This window comes from Pseudomonas sp. GCM10022186 (assembly GCF_042656385.1).
GTDB lineage: Bacteria > Pseudomonadota > Gammaproteobacteria > Pseudomonadales > Pseudomonadaceae > Metapseudomonas.
In genome coordinates, this window is sequence record NZ_JBHSOU010000002.1 from 389990 (window position 1) to 407577 (window position 17588).

At 66.7% G+C, this 17588-nt stretch carries 19 protein-coding genes; 10 read left to right on the top strand and 9 right to left on the bottom strand.

From position 1 onward, the window contains the following. Positions 1-2 precede the first annotated feature (2 nt). The 5 genes from exbD (at position 3) to ACFPU0_RS02520 (ending at position 5755) form a co-directional block, all read left to right on the top strand. A complete protein-coding gene (exbD, locus tag ACFPU0_RS02500; protein WP_377691202.1) occupies positions 3-428 on the top strand; it encodes a TonB system transport protein ExbD in 426 nt (141 codons plus the stop codon). Further along, entirely contained in the window at positions 425-1159 is a 735-nt protein-coding gene (locus tag ACFPU0_RS02505) for an energy transducer TonB (RefSeq protein ID WP_377691203.1), read from the top strand. Before exbD ends, ACFPU0_RS02505 begins: the two co-directional genes overlap by 4 nt. An 88-nt stretch (positions 1160-1247) precedes the next feature. Next, positions 1248-2186, top strand: a complete 939-nt coding sequence (locus ACFPU0_RS02510) for a hydrogen peroxide-inducible genes activator (protein WP_377691204.1) — start codon at positions 1248-1250, stop codon at positions 2184-2186. Continuing rightward, on the top strand, positions 2183-4258 hold the full coding sequence (recG, locus tag ACFPU0_RS02515; RefSeq protein ID WP_377691205.1) for an ATP-dependent DNA helicase RecG: 2076 nt from the start codon (positions 2183-2185) through the stop codon (positions 4256-4258). The genes ACFPU0_RS02510 and recG overlap by 4 nt, the downstream gene beginning before the upstream one ends. Positions 4259-4348: 90 nt before the next feature. Next, positions 4349-5755, top strand: coding sequence for an HDOD domain-containing protein (locus tag ACFPU0_RS02520; RefSeq protein WP_377691206.1), 1407 nt, complete (start codon positions 4349-4351; stop codon positions 5753-5755). Positions 5756-5944: 189 nt separating this feature from the next. Here the strand turns inward: ACFPU0_RS02520 and ACFPU0_RS02525 are convergent, their stop codons facing one another. From ACFPU0_RS02525 to ACFPU0_RS02545, 5 genes are all read right to left on the bottom strand, one after another. Continuing rightward, a complete protein-coding gene (locus ACFPU0_RS02525; RefSeq protein ID WP_377691207.1) occupies positions 5945-6337 on the bottom strand; it encodes a helicase in 393 nt (130 codons plus the stop codon). A 134-nt stretch (positions 6338-6471) separates the two neighbouring features. After that, a complete protein-coding gene (locus ACFPU0_RS02530) occupies positions 6472-6744 on the bottom strand; it encodes an HU family DNA-binding protein (RefSeq protein WP_016495401.1) in 273 nt (90 codons plus the stop codon). 188 nt (positions 6745-6932) lie between these two features. Beyond that, positions 6933-8081, bottom strand: a complete 1149-nt coding sequence (locus ACFPU0_RS02535) for an NAD(P)/FAD-dependent oxidoreductase (protein WP_377691208.1) — start codon at positions 8079-8081, stop codon at positions 6933-6935. Positions 8082-8154: 73 nt separating this feature from the next. Next, positions 8155-8322, bottom strand: a complete 168-nt coding sequence (locus tag ACFPU0_RS02540; RefSeq protein ID WP_028626916.1) for a rubredoxin — start codon at positions 8320-8322, stop codon at positions 8155-8157. 142 nt (positions 8323-8464) lie between these two features. Beyond that, the gene (locus tag ACFPU0_RS02545; RefSeq protein WP_028626917.1) at positions 8465-8632 is read right to left on the bottom strand and encodes a rubredoxin; all 168 of its coding nucleotides are present in this window, start codon (positions 8630-8632) and stop codon (positions 8465-8467) included. A 173-nt stretch (positions 8633-8805) separates the two neighbouring features. Here ACFPU0_RS02545 and ACFPU0_RS02550 point away from each other — a divergent pair, with 173 nt between their 5' ends. Both ACFPU0_RS02550 and ubiA read left to right on the top strand, forming a co-directional pair. Continuing rightward, positions 8806-9360: a chorismate--pyruvate lyase family protein gene (locus tag ACFPU0_RS02550; protein ID WP_377691209.1), complete on the top strand. Its 555-nt coding sequence runs from the start codon at positions 8806-8808 to the stop codon at positions 9358-9360. Between the two features lie 25 nt (positions 9361-9385). Then, entirely contained in the window at positions 9386-10276 is an 891-nt protein-coding gene (ubiA, locus tag ACFPU0_RS02555; RefSeq protein ID WP_377691210.1) for a 4-hydroxybenzoate octaprenyltransferase, read from the top strand. A 62-nt stretch (positions 10277-10338) separates the two neighbouring features. On the opposite strand, the gene ACFPU0_RS02560 is transcribed toward ubiA, so the two are convergent. Further along, the gene (locus ACFPU0_RS02560; protein ID WP_377691211.1) at positions 10339-10725 is read right to left on the bottom strand and encodes a hypothetical protein; all 387 of its coding nucleotides are present in this window, start codon (positions 10723-10725) and stop codon (positions 10339-10341) included. A 329-nt stretch (positions 10726-11054) separates the two neighbouring features. Between ACFPU0_RS02560 and phoB the strand changes: the two genes are divergently transcribed. The 3 genes from phoB to ACFPU0_RS02575 all read left to right on the top strand — a co-directional run bounded on the left by phoB (position 11055) and on the right by ACFPU0_RS02575 (position 14502). Then, on the top strand, positions 11055-11744 hold the full coding sequence (gene phoB / locus ACFPU0_RS02565) for a phosphate regulon transcriptional regulator PhoB (RefSeq protein ID WP_377691212.1): 690 nt from the start codon (positions 11055-11057) through the stop codon (positions 11742-11744). Positions 11745-11780: 36 nt separating this feature from the next. Continuing rightward, positions 11781-13085, top strand: a complete 1305-nt coding sequence (gene phoR / locus ACFPU0_RS02570; protein WP_377691213.1) for a phosphate regulon sensor histidine kinase PhoR — start codon at positions 11781-11783, stop codon at positions 13083-13085. Positions 13086-13161: 76 nt separating this feature from the next. Continuing rightward, the gene (locus tag ACFPU0_RS02575; protein WP_377691214.1) at positions 13162-14502 is read left to right on the top strand and encodes a hemolysin family protein; all 1341 of its coding nucleotides are present in this window, start codon (positions 13162-13164) and stop codon (positions 14500-14502) included. 115 nt (positions 14503-14617) lie between these two features. Here ACFPU0_RS02575 and ACFPU0_RS02580 read toward each other — a convergent pair whose 3' ends face one another. The 3 genes from ACFPU0_RS02580 to phoU form a co-directional block, all read right to left on the bottom strand. After that, positions 14618-15514 (bottom strand): peptidoglycan DD-metalloendopeptidase family protein, encoded by an 897-nt coding sequence (locus ACFPU0_RS02580; RefSeq protein ID WP_377691215.1) that lies wholly within the window; start codon positions 15512-15514, stop codon positions 14618-14620. Between the two features lie 104 nt (positions 15515-15618). Then, positions 15619-16527, bottom strand: coding sequence for a response regulator (locus tag ACFPU0_RS02585; RefSeq protein ID WP_377691216.1), 909 nt, complete (start codon positions 16525-16527; stop codon positions 15619-15621). 200 nt (positions 16528-16727) lie between these two features. Next, a complete protein-coding gene (gene phoU / locus ACFPU0_RS02590; protein WP_377691217.1) occupies positions 16728-17468 on the bottom strand; it encodes a phosphate signaling complex protein PhoU in 741 nt (246 codons plus the stop codon). Positions 17469-17588: the final 120 nt, after the last annotated feature.

Here is a 17588-nt window from a genome sequence, read left to right on the forward strand (position 1 = left end):
CCATGGGAATCCATCTGAACGAAGGTGGCGATGATCTCCAGGAAACCCACGAGATCAACGTCACCCCCTTCATCGACGTGATGCTGGTGCTGCTGATCATCTTCATGGTCGCGGCGCCCCTGGCCACGGTCGACATCAAGGTCGACCTGCCCGCTTCCACCGCCAAGCCCGCGCCCAGGCCGGACAAGCCGATCTACCTGAGCATCAAGGAAGACAAGAGCCTGTACCTGGACAACGAACAGGTCACCGAGGAGCAGCTGGGCGGCGTGCTGGACAAGCTGACCAACGCCGACAAGGAAAAGACCATCTTCGTCCGTGGCGACAAGGTGGTGGAATACGGCCGCCTGATGGAAGTCATGGACGCCCTGCGCGGTGCCGGCTACCTGAAGATCGGCCTGGTCGGACTCGAGACGGTCGGCACTAAATGAGCCAAGGCAAACGCAAGCTGTCGCAATGGGGCGTCAGCCTGGTCGTGGTGCTCGGCCTGCACGTCGGCCTCGGCCTCTGGGCGCTCTACTGGCGCCCCCAGGCCGCGCTGATCGAGCTGCCGCCCGCGGCGATGGTGGTGGAGCTGGAGCCGCTGCCAGCCCCGGCGCCCAAGCCGGCCCCGCCGCCACCGCCGCAGGTCGAGCCCGAACCCGAGCCACTGCCCAAGCTGGTGGAAGCGCCCAAGCCGAAGATCGCCATCGCGCCCAAGCCGAAGCCCAAGCCCAGGCCGCCGAAGCCCAAGCCGCCCGAGCCGAAGCCCGAAAAGCCGCGGGAAACCGAAAGCGTGAAGGAAAGCGTCGCCGCGCCGACCGCCGCACCGAGCGATGCCAAGCCCGCCGCCCAGCAGCAGGCCACCTCCAGTGCGCCGTCGGACGCCAAGCCGACCTGGCAGAGCAAACTGCTCGCCCACCTGGCGCGCTACAAGCGCTACCCGGAAGATGCCCGCCGCCGTGGCTTCGAAGGGATCAACCGCTTGCGCTTCGTGGTCGACGGCGAAGGCAAGGTGATCTCCTATTCCCTGGTGGGCAAATCCGGCAGCGCCTCGCTGGACCGCGCCACCCTGGAGATGATCCGCCGCGCCCAGCCGCTGCCGCCACCGCCGCCGGAGCTGCTGAACAACGGTTCCTTGGAAGTGGTCGCGCCCTTCGTCTACTCCCTCGACCGCCGCTGATCCCCAAGCGCCTGCGCCGCCCCGGCGCAGGCGCTTGGTTCCATTGACTCCAGCCGCTATGCTTGCCGGACCTCAATGGAAAAATGCTATGACCCTCACCGAACTGCGCTACATCGTCACCCTCGCCCAGGAACAGCATTTCGGCCGTGCCGCCGAACGTTGCCACGTGAGCCAGCCGACCCTGTCGGTCGGGGTGAAGAAACTGGAGGACGAGCTCGGCGTGCTCATCTTCGAGCGCAGCAAGAGCGCGGTGCGCCTAACCCCGGTCGGCGAAGGCATAGTCACCCAGGCACAGAAGGTGCTGGAGCAGGCCCAGGGCATCCGCGAGATGGCCCAGGCCGGCAAGAACCAGCTGGCCGCGCCGCTCAAGGTGGGCGCCATCTACACCGTCGGGCCCTACCTCTTCCCGCACCTGATCCCGCAGCTGCACCGGGTCGCCCCGCAGATGCCGCTGTACATCGAAGAGAACTTCACCCACGTCCTGCGCGACAAGCTGCGCACCGGCGAGCTGGACGCCATCATCATCGCCCTGCCCTTCGCCGAAGCCGACGTGCTGACCAAGCCGCTCTATGACGAGCCCTTCTACGTGCTGTTGCCCACCGGCCACCCCTGGACCGAGCGCGAGAGCATCGACAACGAGATGCTCAACGACAAGAGCCTGCTGCTGCTCGGCGAAGGCCACTGCTTCCGCGACCAGGTGCTGGAAGCCTGCCCCAGCCTGCGCAAGGGCGGCGAAGACAGCGCCAAGCACACCACGGTGGAGTCCAGCTCCCTGGAAACCATCCGCCACATGGTCGCTTCCGGCCTCGGCGTGTCGATCCTGCCGTTCTCTGCAGTCGACAGCCACCACTACGCCCCCGGGGTGATCGAGATCCGCCCGCTGACGCCGCCCGTGCCCTTCCGCACCGTGGCGATCGCCTGGCGCGCCAGCTTCCCGCGGCCGCGCGCCATTGAAGTGCTGGCGGACTCCATCCGCCTCTGCTCGGTAGCCCATCCGCAGCCCCAGGGCGAACCGCAGCCGGCATGACCGAACTGGCGCAAGTCCCGGTCACCGTGCTCAAGGGCGTGGGCGCCGCCCTGGCCGAGAAGCTCGCCAAGGTCGGCCTGGAGAACCTCCAGGACATCCTCTTCCACCTGCCCACCCGCTACCAGGACCGCACCCGCATCACCCCGATCGGCGAACTGCGCCCCGGTGGCGACGCGGTGGTGGAAGGCATGGTCGCCGGCGCCGATGTGGTCATGGGCCGCCGACGCAGCCTGCTGGTGCGCCTGCAGGACGGCACCGGCACCCTCAGCCTGCGCTTCTTCCACTTCAGCCAGGCGCAGAAGGACGGCCTCAAGCGCGGCACCCAGTTGCGCTGCTATGGCGAAGTCCGCCCCGGCGCCACGGGGCTCGAGATCTACCACCCGGAATACCGCTCCCTCAGTGGCGACGAGCCGCCACCCGTGGAGCAGACCCTGACGCCCATCTACCCGACCACCGAAGGCCTCACCCAGCAGCGCCTGCGCAGTCTCAGCCAGCTCGCCCTGGCGCGCCTCGGCCCCCACAGCCTGCCGGACTGGCTACCGAAGGAGCTGGCCCGCGACTACCACCTGGGCTCCCTCGACGAAGCCATCCGCTACCTGCACCGCCCCCCGCCGGACGCCGACCTGGAAGAGCTCGCCGAGGGCCAGCACTGGGCCCAGCAACGCCTGGCCTTCGAGGAGCTGCTGACCCACCAGCTGTCGCTGCAGCGCCTGCGCGAGCAGGTACGCGCCCAGCAGGCGCCGCCGCTGCCACCGGCACGCAAGCTGCCGGCGCAATACCTGGCCAACCTCGGCTTCAAGCCCACCGGCGCCCAGCAGCGGGTTGGCGCCGAGATCGCCTACGACCTGGCCCAGCAGGAACCCATGCTGCGCCTGGTACAGGGCGATGTCGGCGCCGGCAAGACGGTGGTCGCCGCCCTCGCTGCGCTCCAGGCCCTGGAGGCCGGCTATCAGGTGGCGTTGATGGCGCCCACGGAAATCCTCGCCGAGCAGCACCACCTCAACTTCAGCAAGTGGCTGCAACCGCTCGGCATCGAAGTCGCCTGGCTGGCCGGCAAGCTCAAAGGCAAGGCCCGCGCCGCCGCCCTGGAGCAGATCGCCGCCGGCGTGCCCATGGTGGTCGGCACCCATGCGCTGTTCCAGGACGAGGTGCGCTTCAGGCGACTGGCCCTGGTGATCATCGACGAGCAGCACCGCTTCGGCGTCCAGCAGCGCCTGGCCCTGCGCCAGAAGGGCGTGGACGGCCGGCTCTGCCCGCACCAGCTGATCATGACCGCCACGCCCATCCCGCGGACCCTGGCCATGAGCGCCTATGCCGACCTGGACACCTCCATCCTCGACGAGCTGCCCCCCGGCCGGACCCCGGTGAACACCGTGCTGGTGGCCGACAGCCGCCGCATCGAAGTGATAGAGCGGGTCCGCGCCGCCTGCCGTGAAGGCCGCCAGGCCTACTGGGTCTGCACCCTGATCGAGGAATCCGAAGAACTGACCTGCCAGGCCGCGGAAACCACCTTCGAGGAACTCTCCTCGGCCCTCGGCGAGCTGCGCGTGGGCCTGATCCACGGGCGCATGAAGCCCGCCGAGAAAGCCGCGGTGATGGCCGAATTCAAGCAAGGCGCCCTGCAACTGCTGGTGGCCACCACTGTGATCGAAGTCGGTGTGGACGTGCCCAATGCCAGCCTGATGATCATCGAGAACCCAGAACGCCTGGGCCTGGCCCAGCTGCACCAGCTGCGCGGCCGCGTCGGCCGGGGCAGCGCCGCCAGCCACTGTGTCCTGCTCTACCACGCCCCCCTGTCGCAACTCGGCCGCGAGCGCCTGGCCATCATGCGCGAAACCTGCGACGGCTTCGTCATCGCGGAGAAGGACCTGGAATTGCGCGGCCCCGGCGAAATGCTCGGCACCCGCCAGACCGGCCTGCTGCAGTTCAAGGTGGCCGACCTGATGCGCGACGCCGACCTGCTGCCTGCCGTCCGCGATGCCGCCCAGGCCCTGCTGGCCCACTGGCCGCAGCACGTCAGCCCGCTGCTGGAGCGCTGGTTGCGCCACGGCCAGCAGTACGGCCAAGTGTGATGGGTTTCACGCTCAACCGTCGCCTCGCACCAATCCCCTTCGACCTGCTCGTTATACTCCGGGCAGAAAAATACAAAGCTGGAAGCTGCCATGACCGATGTCGCCCTCGCCCCGGATTCCTCGCCACAACCGCCTGAAGTGATAGTGCAGCTGCTCGAGAAGCTCGGCCTGGCCTTCCAGGTTCGCCTGGAGCATCCCGGCCTGCCTGCTGCGCAGCGGATCCAGGCCGTGCTGCTGGAGGACGCCGTCGGCGCCCTGCTGGTGCTTTACCCGCGCAGCCAGCTGCTGGACCTGAACCGCCTCGCCGAACTCACCGGCCGCAAACTGGTGGCGGTCAAGCCGGAACGCCTGGAACGCATGCTCGGCAAGCACCAGCTGGGTGCCCTGCCCGGCCTGCCGCCGCTGACCAGCTCGCCCTGCCTGTATGACGAGCGCCTGCTGCAGGAGCCCCGCCTGCTGGTGGAATCCGGCCAGCCCGGCGTGCTGCTGGAACTGGCCAGCGAGGACTACCGCGGCCTGCTCGGCAAGGCCAGCGCGGCACGCTTCGGCGAGCCGCTGTCGACCATCCGCCCCAACCTCGACCGCCCGGCCGACGACCGCGCCGAAATCACCCAGGCCGTGCAGGCCTTCACCGCGCGGCGCATCCAGCAGCGTCTGGAAGAGACCATCGAGATCCCGCCGCTGGCCGAGTCGGCGCAGAAGATCATCAAGCTGCGGGTCGACCCCAACGCCACGGTGGAAGACATCACCGGCGTGGTGGAAACCGACCCGGCCCTGGCCGCCCAGGTGGTGAGCTGGGCCGCTTCGCCCTACTACGCCGCGCCCGGCAAGATCCGCTCGGTGGAGGACGCCATCGTCCGCGTGCTGGGCTTCGACCTGGTGATCAACCTCGCCCTGGGCCTGGCCCTGGGCAAATCCCTGAGCCTGCCCAAGGACCAGCCACAGCAGGCCACGCCCTACTGGCAGCAGGCGATCTACACCGCCGCGGTGATCGAGGGCCTGACCCGCGCCATGCCGCGCGCCCAGCGCCCGGAAACCGGACTGACCTACCTCGCCGGGCTGCTGCACAATTTCGGCTACCTGGTGCTGGCCCACGTCTTCCCGCCGCATTTCTCGCTGATCTGCCGGCACCTGGAGGTCAATCCGCACCTGTCCCACAGCTATATCGAGCAACACCTGCTGGGCATCACCCGCGAACAGATCGGCAGCTGGCTGATGCGTTTCTGGGACATGCCGGAGGAGCTCTACACGGCCCTGCGCTTCCAGCACGACCCCGACTACCAGGGCGACAACGCCGCCTACCCCAACCTGGTGTGCCTGGCGGTCAGCCTGCTGCGCAACCGCGGCATCGGCTCCGGCCCGGAAGTGGCGATTCCGGACGATCTGTTCGAGGCCCTGGGGCTCACTCGGGAAAAGGCCGAGGATGCGGTGAACAAGGTGCTCCAGGCGGAAGCGGCGCTGCGCGAGCTGGCCTTGCAGTTCAATGCGCCGCACTGATCGGCAAGCATGAAAAAGGGGCGCCAGCGGCGCCCCTTTTCATTGGCTCTGTAGGGTGGATGACGCTTCTCCATCCACCAACGGCGCGATGCCGGCCCTCGAATGGTGGACCGGTAAAGCGTGGTCCACCCTATGGCTGAAACCAGCTCCTGTGGAGCGTTCATTCGCGATTGAAATCGCTCGCGACCCTCAGGCCGCCTTCTTCTCGACGGCCTTCTTCTTCGGCACCAGGTGCTTGGTCAGGCCCTGGAACCAGATCACCAGCCCGGGGTTGCCCTGGATCTGGATGTCCTTGTTCTGGATGCCCTGCATGAAGGCCAGCTGCTTGTTCTTCGCGCTCATGGTGGCGAAGCCGTAGGCGCCGTCCTTGAAGCCGATGGCGAAGGCCGGCGCGCTGGCGGTACCACGCTTGCTGACCACGCGCAGGTCTCGGACGATGAAGTGACGGGCGATCTTGCCGTCCAGGGTGTGCAGCTGAAACACCAGCTCCTTGCCCGCCAGCTGCTGCTGGAACTCGGCGTTGTCACGGCTGGCCTTGGCCATCAGGCGACCCAGCATCCAGAGAAGAAAGCGGAATTTCATGCGCGCACGGCCTCGAAGGGATGAGAAAGCGGCGCATTGTAGCGGTTTGCCGGCCGGACTACAGCCAGCCAAAGGTGGGGGCGGCGATGCGGAGTGAACTGCCCGGAACCTCCCCGGTTCCGGGCAGAAGAAGCTCAGTTCACGGCTTCTTTCAGGGATTTGCCCGGTTTGAAGGCAACGGTGTTGCTGGCCTTGATCTTTACCGGCTGGCCGGTTTGCGGGTTCTTGCCGGTGCGGGCACCACGATGACGTTGCAGGAAGGTGCCGAAGCCCACCAGGGTCACGCTGTCCTTGCGGTTCAGCGCATTGGTGATTTCTTCGAGCACCGCATTGAGTACGCGATTGGCCTGATCCTTGGTGAGATCGGCTTTCTCGGCGATGGCGGCGGCGAGTTCCGGTTTACGCATAGATGCCTCTTTGACGGTTTGTTGTTTTTGTGTCCGTGCTGTTCGTCCAGAACAGCGCCCAAGGCGCCGCAACGGCTCTGCGCTGCGGCAGACCAGAGGGAGGATGGCACGCCAATGGGCACTACGCCAGCGTCGTCGGAAGTATTTCCGAAGGAACCGAAGGATTAATCCGACAGAAGGGCCGACATTTACGCCAGAAGTGGAGGCAGTTCACGGTTCAGCGCCAGTTTCTCCTGCACGGCGGCCCCCGTCAGGGCATAGCCGAGCAGGCGGCCGGCCGCATCGCGGCACAGCGCCTTGATGTCACTGCCGGCGCCCTCCACCGTCCAGCTGCCGTCCAGGCCACGGGGCGGCGGCGACACCACCAGCGGGCAGACCGGGGTCTTCACCGTGACCGGCATGGCGCCGTAGGCCACCGCAGTGGGCTTGCCCGCCAGGGTCTGCGCCAGGGCGCGGGCACAAGCCATCAGCGGCATCACGTAGAGCAGGTTGAGGCCATCCACCTCGGCGCAGTCGCCCAGGGCGTAGATGTTGGCATGGGAGGTACGCAGCTGGCGGTCCACCGCGACGCCGCGATTCACCGCCAGGCCGGCGGCTGCGGCCAGTTCGGTACGCGGGCGCAGGCCCACGGCGGACACCACCAGATCGCAGTGGATGCGTGTGCCGTCGGAGAGGTGCGCCAGCAGGCCGTCTTCCCCATGGTCCAGGCGCGCCAGCACCGGGCCCAGGTGGAAGCGCGCGCCCAGGCTCTCCAGCCCGGCCTGCACGGCGGCGGCCGGGGCCGCGTGCAGCAGGCCCGGCATCACCTGCTCGCAAGGCGCCACCAGTTCTACCTGGAGCCCGCCCAGGCTGAGATCGTTGGCGAACTCGCAGCCGATCAGGCCGGCGCCGAGGATCAGTACACGACGCTTGCCGGCGGCGGCGGCGCGGAAGCGGGCGTAGTCCTCCAGATCGTTGATCGGGAAGATCGCCTCCTGGGCGTCGCCTTCCACCGGCACGCGGATGGTGTCCGCGCCCCAGGCCAGCACCAGGTCGCGGTAGGGCACGCTTTCCTCACCGATCCACAGGCGCTTGTGCCCCGGGTCGATGCCGGTGATGCGGGTGTGGGTGCGGATTTCCGCCTTGAGTTGCTCGGCCATGGCGCCGGCTTCGGCCATGGTCAGGCCGTCGGCGTCCTTGTTCTTGCCGAAACCGGTGGACAGCATGGGCTTGGAGTAGGAGCGGCCATCGTCGGCGCTGATCAGCAGCAGCGGGGTTTCGCCGTCCAGCTTGCGAAACTCCTTGGCCAGGTTGTAACCGGCCAGGCCGGTGCCGACTATCACCACGGGTGCACTCATTCTTCACTCCTGCTCGCGAAACGACGCGACGGCCCATGGGCCGTCGCTTGAATGGGGTTGGATGGCAGCCGGATCAGGCGATCTCGATCATCTCGAAATCGATCTTGCCGACTCCGCAGTCGGGGCATACCCAATCCGGCGGAATGTCTTCCCAACGCGTGCCGGGCGCTATGCCCTCCTCGGGCAGCCCTTCGGCCTCGTCGTAGATGAAACCGCAGACGATGCATTGCCACTTGCGCATGACCACCTCCGCCAGAGCGGAAATCCGTATTGAACCTACTCCAATCGACTGGCGGCCGCCAAGGGCCCCCGCGCCAGTCCAGACAGAGGATAGGCCCATACGAAAAAGCCGGCGCGGGGCCGGCTCTATCGATGGGGCGGGATCAGTTGATCTCGATCATCTCGAAATCCAGCTTGCCCACGCCGCAGTCGGGGCAGATCCAGTCCGCCGGGACATCTTCCCAGCGGGTGCCGGCGGCGATGCCGTCATCCGGCCAGCCCTGGGACTCGTCATAGACCAGGCCACACACCACGCATTGCCACTTCTTCATCACTCAGCTCTCCACGATAGGGCACTCTCGACCTGTTGCCTCGCTCGGGCGCTTGCGGTCGGTTCAGGGACTCAGGGCCGCTTTGTACTGGTTCACCCGTCGGCGGGCAAGAGGCAGCCGACAGGCATCGGCCGTGCTAATCTGCGCCGTCTTCCTCCGCCCAAGCCCTGCCCGTGCCCCACGCCGCCCTTGCCCATCCACCCCGCTGGCTGACCGCCACCCAGCTGCATCCCGCTCCCGCCGCCGGCGTCCGCGACTGGCTCTTCGACCAGGGCTCCCTGACCCGCCGGCTCACCGCGCTTTCGGACAACGCCTTCAGCGTCACCCCGCTGGAAGAAGGCTGGCAGACCCTGCGTGCCGACGAGTGCGCGGCCCTCGGCATCCCCGCCGGCAGCCAGGGCTGGGTGCGCGAGGTTTACCTGCGCGGCCACGGCGAGATCTGGGTATTCGCCCGCAGCGTCGCCGCACGCTCTGCCCTGGAAGGCTCGGGGCTGGACCTGCACCAGCTCGGCAGCCGTTCCCTCGGCGAGCTGCTGTTCAGCGACCGCGCCTTCGACCGCGGTGCCATCGAGGTGACCCGCTATCCCGCGCCCCTGCTGCCGGCAGCGGTGCGCGAGGAACGCCTCTGGGGCCGCCGTTCCTGTTTCTCCCGGGGGGAGCTGGGTGTGCTGGTGGCGGAGATCTTCCTGCCCGCGCTGTGGCGCGAGGCCGACGTCGAGGCCGTATAATCCGCTCTCCCAAGGAGAGCTGCCGATGTACCTCACGCTGCTGCAATCGCTGAATCGCCTGCATCCCCGCGCCATGGACTTCATCCAGCTGACCCGGCTGGACAAGCCCATCGGCATCTACCTGCTGCTCTGGCCCACGCTCTGGGCCCTGTGGATAGCCGGTGAAGGCAGCCCCAGCCTGGCCAACCTGGTGATCTTCGTTCTCGGGGTGAACCTGATGCGCGCCGCCGGTTGCGTGATCAACGACTACGCCGACCGCAACTTCGACGGCCACGTCAGCCGTACCCGCACCCGCCCCCTGGCCAGCGGGCGAATCACACCGCGCGAGGCGCTGGTGTTCTTCGCCATTCTGGTGGCCATCAGCTTCGTCCTGGTGCTCTTCACCAACGCCACCACCATCTGGCTGTCCTTCGGCGGCCTGGCGCTGGCGGCCTGCTACCCCTTCATGAAGCGCTACACCTACTACCCGCAGGTGGTGCTGGGGGCGGCCTTCTCCTGGGGCATGCCCATGGCCTTCACCGCCGAGACCGGCGAACTGCCGGCGGCGGCCTGGCTGCTGTACATCGCCAACCTGCTGTGGACGGTGGCCTACGACACCTACTACGCGATGACCGACCGCGAGGACGACCTGAAGATAGGGGTGAAGTCCACCGCCATCCTCTTCGGCGACGCCGACCGCCTGATCATCGCCGTCCTCCAGGGCTCGGCGCTGTTCTGCCTGCTGCTGGCGGGAAACCGTTTCGAACTGGGGCTGTATTTCCACCTGGGCCTGCTGGCGGCGGCGGCCTGCTTCGCCTGGGAGTTCCATAGCACCCGCACCCGCGACCCCCAGGCCTGCTTCAAGGCCTTCCTGCACAACCACTGGGCAGGCCTGGCGATCCTCGCCGGCATAGTCGCCGACTACGCGCTGCGCTGAGGCACAGCGCGCAACCAGCCACGGCCGTCTTCAACGCAGTATCGGCAACGCAGGTAGCTTTCCTAGTAGGCTTCGGGTTTGGCGACGTGCCAGACCCCCATCTTGCCGTCGCCGGTGACATCACCGGCCTTCTTGTCCATGACGAAGGTGTACAAGGGCTTGCCGTCGTAGGCCCACTGCATGGAGCCGTCGTCGCGCTTGACCACGCTCCATTCGCCTTCGGCCTTGGCGTTCGCGTCGGCCATCAGCGGCGGCCAGTTCTGCGCGCACTGGCCGTTGCAGGCGGACTTGCCGTCGGAATCCTTGTCATAGGTGTAGAGCGTCATGCCGTTGGCATCCACCAGCATGCCGTTCTTCTCCATCGCCGGCTCGGCCGCCAAGCCCAGCAGGGGCCAGCTCAGCAAGGCACCGGCAAGCAGCGGAACGAATCGGGGGGAAATTCTTCTCATTTTTCTAGCCTCTCCTCGGATTGGACAGCGACAGCCTGGCGGCAGCTGGATCACGGCTTGAGGTCGCAGCGGTACAGGACCGAAGGAGCCACGAACGCCCATCGGTACCGATAGGGTCCTGTGCCAGGCTCCAGGCCGCCCCGGGTTGGCGGCGGCCTCATAGAGGATAGACGAGGCCTGTTCCTTCGAGTTCCCTGGCCGATGACGCAGCAACGCGGCGCGCGACGAAACCTCGGCGGCGCCAACATCCGCGTGTCACATGCCTGCAATAATTCCGTTATCTAATGCGGCGCAATCAGACAAACACGCGACCTATTTGAGGCTTGAACATGGTTGGCAAGAACATCCTGATAGTCGACGACGAAGCGCCGATCCGCGAGATGATCGCCGTCGCCCTCGAGATGGCCGGCTACGACTGCCTGGAAGCAGAGAACACCCAGCAGGCCCATGCCATCATCGTCGACCGCAAACCCGATCTGATCCTCCTCGACTGGATGCTGCCCGGCACCTCGGGCATCGAGCTGGCCCGCCGCCTGAAGCGCGACGACCTGACCAGCGATATCCCGATCATCATGCTCACCGCCAAGGGCGAAGAGGACAACAAGATCCAGGGCCTGGAAGTGGGCGCCGACGACTACATCACCAAGCCCTTCTCGCCGCGCGAGCTGGTTGCCCGCTTGAAGGCCGTGCTGCGCCGCGCCGGCCCGAGCGACAACGAAGCGCCCATCGCCATCGGCGGCCTGCTGCTGGACCCCATCAGCCACCGCGTGACCATCGACGGCAAACCGGCCGAGATGGGCCCTACCGAATACCGCCTGCTGCAGTTCTTCATGACCCACCAGGAGCGCGCCTACACCCGCGGCCAGCTGCTGGACCAGGTCTGGGGCGGCAACGTCTACGTCGAGGAACGCACCGTGGATGTGCATATCCGCCGCCTGCGCAAGGCCCTCGGCGAGGTATACGAAAATCTGGTTCAGACCGTGCGCGGCACCGGCTATCGTTTCTCCACCAAAAGCTGAACCGGGCCCAGAGGGCCGAGCACAAGGACGCGATAGGTGAATCAAGACTGGCGCGGCGTAGTCATCCGCCGCCTGCTGCTGCTGATCGGTGCCTGCCTGCTGGTAGGCCTGGCCACCGGCCAATATGCCTGGGCCCTGGTAATCGGCCTGGGCGCCTACCTGGGCTGGACCCTGGCGCAACTGCTGCGCCTGTACAAATGGCTCAAGGAACACCAGCCCGACGAGCCGCCGCCCGACGGCTACGGTCTCTGGGGCGAGGTGTTCGACAGCATCTACCACCTGCAGCGCCGCGACCAGCGCGTGCGCGGCCGCCTGCAGGCGGTGATCGACCGGGTGCAGGAATCCACCGCCGCCCTGAAGGATGCCGTGGTGATGCTCGACAGCGACGGCAACCTGGACTGGTGGAACCGCGCCGCGGAAACCCTGCTGGGCCTGAAGACGCCCCAGGACAGCGGCCAGCCGGTAACCAACCTGATCCGTCACCCGCGCTTCAAGGAATACTTCGAGCAGGGCAACTACCAGGAACCGCTGGACTTGCCCTCGCCGGTCAATGACCGCCTGCGCCTGCAGTTCCATATCACCCAGTACGGCAACAGAGAACACCTGATGCTGGTGCGCGACGTCACCCGTCTCCATCAGCTGGAGCAGATGCGCAAGGACTTCGTCGCCAACGTCTCCCACGAGCTGCGCACCCCGCTGACGGTGATCGCCGGCTACCTGGAGACCCTGCTGGACAATGTCGAAGACGTGAACCCGCGCTGGACCCGCGCGCTGCAGCAGATGAGCCAGCAGGGCAGGCGCATGCAGAACCTGCTCAACGACCTGCTGCTGCTGGCCAAGCTCGAAGCCACCGACTACCCCTCGGACAACCAGCCGGTGGCGGTGGACCTCATGCTGTTGCAGATCAAGGCCGACGCCATCGCCCTGTCCGGCAACCGCCACCACCGCATCAGCCTGGAAGCCGACCACAACTACAAGCTGCGCGGCAGCGAGGCGGAACTGCGCAGCGCCTTCTCCAACCTGGTGTTCAACGCCGTGAAGTACACCCCGGACGAAGGCGAGATCCGCATCCGCTGGTGGGGCGATGACAACGGCGCGCACCTCGCGGTGCAGGACAGCGGCATCGGCATCGAGACCAAGCACCTGCCGCGCCTGACCGAGCGCTTCTACCGGGTCGACTCCAGCCGCAACAGCAGCACCGGCGGCACGGGCCTGGGCCTGGCCATCGTCAAGCACGTGCTGATCCGCCATCGCGGACGCCTCGACATCAGCTCGGTGCTCAACCACGGCAGCACCTTCACCTGCCATTTCCCGGCCAACCAGGTGGCCCGGCGCAACTGATAGCTGGCGCACCCCGACTTGCAAACTCGAGGTGCAGCCTTCACCCTTAGCCGGTCATTTCTCAGCAAAAACCTCCATGGACCCTTCCCCCAGTTCCAGCTTCCTCACCTATTTCGCCGATTTCGGCCTGATTCTCTTCGCCCTCTTCCTCGTGCTGCTCAACGGCTTCTTCGTGGCCGCCGAGTTCGCCATGGTCAAGCTGCGCTCGACCCGCGTCGAAGCCATCGCCGACAAGCACGGCTGGCGCGGGCGCATCCTGCGCACGGTGCACAACCAGCTGGACGCCTATCTTTCGGCCTGCCAGCTGGGCATCACCCTGGCCTCCCTGGGCCTGGGCTGGGTCGGCGAGCCGGCCTTCGCCCACCTGCTGCAACCCGTGCTGGAATACATCGGCATCGATTCGGAGAAGCTGGTCCACGGCATCGCCTTCTTCACCGCCTTCTTCATCATTTCCTACCTGCACATCGTGGTCGGCGAGCTGGCGCCCAAGTCCTGGGCCATCCGCAAGCCGGAACTGCTGTCCCTGTGGACCGCCGTGCCGCTCTACCTCTTCTACTGGCTGATGTACCCGGCCATCTGGCTGCTCAACGCCAGCGCCAACACCATCCTGCGCATCGCCGGGCAAGGCGAGCCCGGCCCGCACCACGAGCACCACTACAGCCGCGATGAGCTGAAACTGATCCTCCACTCCAGCCGCGCCCGCGACCCCAGCGACCAGGGCATGCGCGTGCTGGCCTCGGCGGTGGAAATGGGCGAACTGGAAGTGGTGGACTGGGCCAACTCACGGGAAGACCTGATCTTCCTCGAGCATGACGCGCCGCTGGCCGACATCCTCAGCGTGATCCGCCGCCACAAGTACAGCCGCTACCCGGTGCATGACGACCAGAAGGGCGAGTTCATCGGCGTGCTGCACATCAAGGACCTGCTGCTGGCCCTCTCGGCCCTGGACAGCCTGCCGGAGACCTTCGACCTGGCCGAGCTCACCCATCCGCTGGAACGGGTCACCAAGCACATGCCGCTCTCGCGCCTACTGGAACAGTTCCGCCAGGGCGGCGCGCACTTCGCCGTGGTCGAGGAGGCCGACGGCAAGGTGGTGGGCTTCCTGACCATGGAGGACGTGCTGGAAGTGCTGGTGGGCGATATCCAGGACGAGCACCGCAAGACCGAACGCGGCGTCCTCGCCTACCAGCCGGGCAAACTGCTGGTGCGCGGCGATACCCCCCTGTTCAAGGTGGAACGCCTGCTCGGCATCGACCTCGACCATGTGGAAGCCGACACCCTCGCCGGCCTGATCTACGAAACCCTCAACCGCGTGCCGGAAGAAGAGGAAGTGCTGGAAACCGACGGCCTGCGCATCATCGTGAAGAAGATGAAGGGCCCGAAGATCGTCCTGGCCAAGGTGCTCAAGCTGGACTAGCTGGCTAGAAGCTAGAAGCTAGAAGCTAGAAGCTAGAAGCTAGAAGCTAGAAGCTAGAAGCGGGGCAGGATGCACTTTTCACTTCCAGCTTCACGCTTCCAGCTTCCAGCTTTTTTCATTCCCCTCCCACCGCGAAGTTCGGCAGGCTGTCCACCGGCTGGGCGAAGTCGAAGGGGATGGACTCCAGCGCCAGGCCGACGTTGCGCTGGATGACGAAGTGCAGATGCGGGCCGGTGCTGTTGCCGGTGTTGCCGGAGCGGGCGATGCGTTCGCCGATGGCCACCTGCTGGCCCTCGCGCACCTGCACCGAGCCGCGCATCAGGTGCAGGTAGACACCCATGGTGCCGTCGTCGTGGAGGATGCGCACGAAGTTGCCGGAGGGGTTGTTGCCGCGGCCGCTCTGCCCGTTCTCGATCTTCACCACCACCCCGGCCCGCGCCGCCACTATGGGCGTGCCTTCGGGCATGGCGATATCCAGGGCGTAGCGGCCCTTGGGGGTGAAATGGCTGTAGCGGCCGTTGGCGCCCTGGGTCAGGCGGAAGGGACCGCCCTGCCAGGGCAAGGGGTAGCGGTAGAGCATCGGCTGCTGACGCGGGTCGCCCATGGCGTAGCGCAGCTTGGGCTTGTAACGCATGGGCCGGCTACTGTCGGCCGGCGCCAGGGTGGCCATGCGCATGCTGCTGCGCGGCGCCAGCACCCAGCGGATCGGTCGGTCCGGCGCCCCGGAAACGTTCTCCGCCTGGTCGATGCGCAACTCCACTTCCACCGGCGCGAACAATTCATTGCGCAGCAGCAGGGTTTCCCCGGCCGCATGCTTCCTGGTTTCCAGCTTCACCGACAGGTCCAGGCGCTCCACCATGCGGTCGCGGAACACGAACACCTTGGCGCCGGCCACGGCCTGGTCGGTATAGGTCACCACACCGTTGGCGTCGGTGTACTTGTAGATGGTCAGTGCCGCCGCCGGCAGGCTCGCGCCGAGCAGCAGCAACAGAGAAAGGAATCGCCCCAGCATGTACAACCCGTTGTTCTTCTGTGCTCCGTGGTGCGAAGACTAGCAGCGTGCCGGGCCGCGGGCGAGGCATCGCCCGTCGGGCTGTGACGGGGTTGGCTGGCCGCTCAGGCGCCGGGGACGAAATGCTTTTGCGCCGTACCGCGGGCGATCAGTCGCGACAGGTAGTCGAGCTTCTGCGGGTCGCGGTCGACGAAGCGGAAGGTCAGCTGCAGCCACTCGCTGTCGGGCCTGGGTTCCAGGGCGGCGATCCCGTGCAGGTAGCCGTTGAGCCGCGCCACTTCGCCACCCTCGCCCTGCTCCAGATCGAGCACCGCGCTTTCCAGCACCTGCGGCAGTGGCTCGCCGCGGCGCACCACCAGCTGCGCGTCCTTCAGGCTCAGGGCCTTGATCACACAGCTCAGCATGCCGGCCGGCAGGCGCAGCTGGGCCTGGCCCCGGCCACCCGGGGCCTGGGCGGCTGATCTGGCCGACAGTGCGGGGTTGGCGGGCCTGGCCACGGGCTCCGCCGGGGCCGGCGCGGCGCCGGCCGGACGCACCGCCTCGGCCCTGCCACCGGTGAGGGCCGCCAGGGAGTCATTGGCGAAGCCGCCGGACAGGCGTACCGGCGCGCTGGCCATCAGGGCTTCGAGCCGGCCCGTGCGGGCCAGGGCCTTCTTCACCTTGGTGACCAGCTGATCGTTGGAAAAGGGTTTGCCGATGTAGTCGGAAACGCCGGCCTGGATGGCCTGGATGACGTTCTCCTTGTCGCCGCGGCTGGTGACCATGATGAAGGGCGTGGCCTTCAGGCTGTCCTGCTCCCGGCACCAGGTGAGCAGCTCCAGTCCCGACATCTCGGGCATTTCCCAGTCGCAGAGGATCAGGTCGACGCCGGCGCGGGCGAGCAGCTGCTGGGCCTTGCGCCCATTGATCGCCTCTTCGATCTGGATACCGGGGAAATGGTCGCGCAGCCCCTTCTTCACCAGGTCGCGAATAAAGGATGCGTCGTCCACCACCAGCACATTGACCTTGCCCATCGGCTGCTCCTTCGGAAACGGGGCTAAGCATAGCCCCGGCCAATGGCCATTTGCCAAGCCTGTTTCGACTCGTCTTGCAAGATGGAGCCTGCGGCAAGGTCCGCTGCGCGGACTGGCTGGTGCGCATGGCGCACCCTACAGCGATCCCGGAAGCAGAACGCCCGGCACGGGGCCGGGCGTTCGGAGGGAAACGTCCGGGGTCAGCCTTGCGAGGCGTCCTTGCCGTTGCCCTTGACCTCTTCGGTCATGCGCGCCAGGCCCATGTGGCGGACGTCGGTGCCGCGCACCAGGTAGATCACCAGCTCGGAGATGTTGCGCGCGTGGTCGCCGATGCGCTCCAGGGAACGCAGGGCCCAGATGACGTTGAGCACGCGGCTGATGGCGCGCGGATCTTCCATCATGTAGGTGACCAGCTCGCGCAGGGCGGTCTTGTACTCGCGGTCGATGTTCTTGTCGTACTGGGCCACCGACAGGGCCAGGTCGGCGTCGAAGCGGGCGAAGGCGTCCAGGGCCTCCTGGACCATCTTGCGCACCTGGTCGCCGATGTGGCGCACCTCGACGTAGCCGCGTGGCGCCACGCCCTCCTCGCAGAGCTGGATGGCGCGGCGGGCGATCTTCGAGGCTTCGTCGCCGATGCGCTCCAGGTCGATCACCGACTTGGAAATGCTGATGATCAGGCGCAGGTCGGAAGCGGCGGGCTGGCGACGGGCCAGGATGCGCACGCACTCTTCGTCGATGTTGCGCTCCATCTGGTTGATCTGGTCATCGATCTCGCGCACCTGCTGGGCAAGGCCCGAGTCGGCGTCGATCAGCGCGGTGACCGCGTCGTTTACCTGCTTCTCGACCAGGCCGCCCATCGCCAGGAGGTGGCTGCGCACTTCCTCCAGTTCGGCGTTGAACTGCTGGGAGATGTGATGGGTGAGGCTGTCTTTGTCGATCATTCGTTTTCGCTCCGCGAAAGCTGGAAGCTTGAAGCCAGAAGCTTGAAGCCCGTTAGTCGATATCCCGTACCACTGCTACCAGCTTCAAGCCCTCCGCTTCAAGCTGGCGCGCTCGCGCGC

Coding starts and splice junctions, on each gene's coding strand:
- ACFPU0_RS02505 (WP_377691203.1), top strand. CDS start 425: ATGAGCCAAGGCAAACGCAAGCTGTCGCAATGGGGCGTCAGCCTGGTC.
- ubiA (WP_377691210.1), top strand. CDS start 9,386: ATGTACCTCACGCTGCTGCAATCGCTGAATCGCCTGCATCCCCGCGCC.
- exbD (WP_377691202.1), top strand. CDS start 3: ATGGGAATCCATCTGAACGAAGGTGGCGATGATCTCCAGGAAACCCAC.
- ACFPU0_RS02520 (WP_377691206.1), top strand. CDS start 4,349: ATGACCGATGTCGCCCTCGCCCCGGATTCCTCGCCACAACCGCCTGAA.
- ACFPU0_RS02530 (WP_016495401.1), bottom strand. CDS start 6,744: ATGCGTAAACCGGAACTCGCCGCCGCCATCGCCGAGAAAGCCGATCTC.
- ACFPU0_RS02510 (WP_377691204.1), top strand. CDS start 1,248: ATGACCCTCACCGAACTGCGCTACATCGTCACCCTCGCCCAGGAACAG.
- ACFPU0_RS02560 (WP_377691211.1), bottom strand. CDS start 10,725: ATGAGAAGAATTTCCCCCCGATTCGTTCCGCTGCTTGCCGGTGCCTTG.
- phoU (WP_377691217.1), bottom strand. CDS start 17,468: ATGATCGACAAAGACAGCCTCACCCATCACATCTCCCAGCAGTTCAAC.
- ACFPU0_RS02525 (WP_377691207.1), bottom strand. CDS start 6,337: ATGAAATTCCGCTTTCTTCTCTGGATGCTGGGTCGCCTGATGGCCAAG.
- recG (WP_377691205.1), top strand. CDS start 2,183: ATGACCGAACTGGCGCAAGTCCCGGTCACCGTGCTCAAGGGCGTGGGC.
- phoB (WP_377691212.1), top strand. CDS start 11,055: ATGGTTGGCAAGAACATCCTGATAGTCGACGACGAAGCGCCGATCCGC.
- ACFPU0_RS02585 (WP_377691216.1), bottom strand. CDS start 16,527: ATGGGCAAGGTCAATGTGCTGGTGGTGGACGACGCATCCTTTATTCGC.
- ACFPU0_RS02545 (WP_028626917.1), bottom strand. CDS start 8,632: ATGAAGAAGTGGCAATGCGTGGTGTGTGGCCTGGTCTATGACGAGTCC.
- ACFPU0_RS02535 (WP_377691208.1), bottom strand. CDS start 8,081: ATGAGTGCACCCGTGGTGATAGTCGGCACCGGCCTGGCCGGTTACAAC.
- ACFPU0_RS02540 (WP_028626916.1), bottom strand. CDS start 8,322: ATGCGCAAGTGGCAATGCATCGTCTGCGGTTTCATCTACGACGAGGCC.
- ACFPU0_RS02575 (WP_377691214.1), top strand. CDS start 13,162: ATGGACCCTTCCCCCAGTTCCAGCTTCCTCACCTATTTCGCCGATTTC.
- ACFPU0_RS02580 (WP_377691215.1), bottom strand. CDS start 15,514: ATGCTGGGGCGATTCCTTTCTCTGTTGCTGCTGCTCGGCGCGAGCCTG.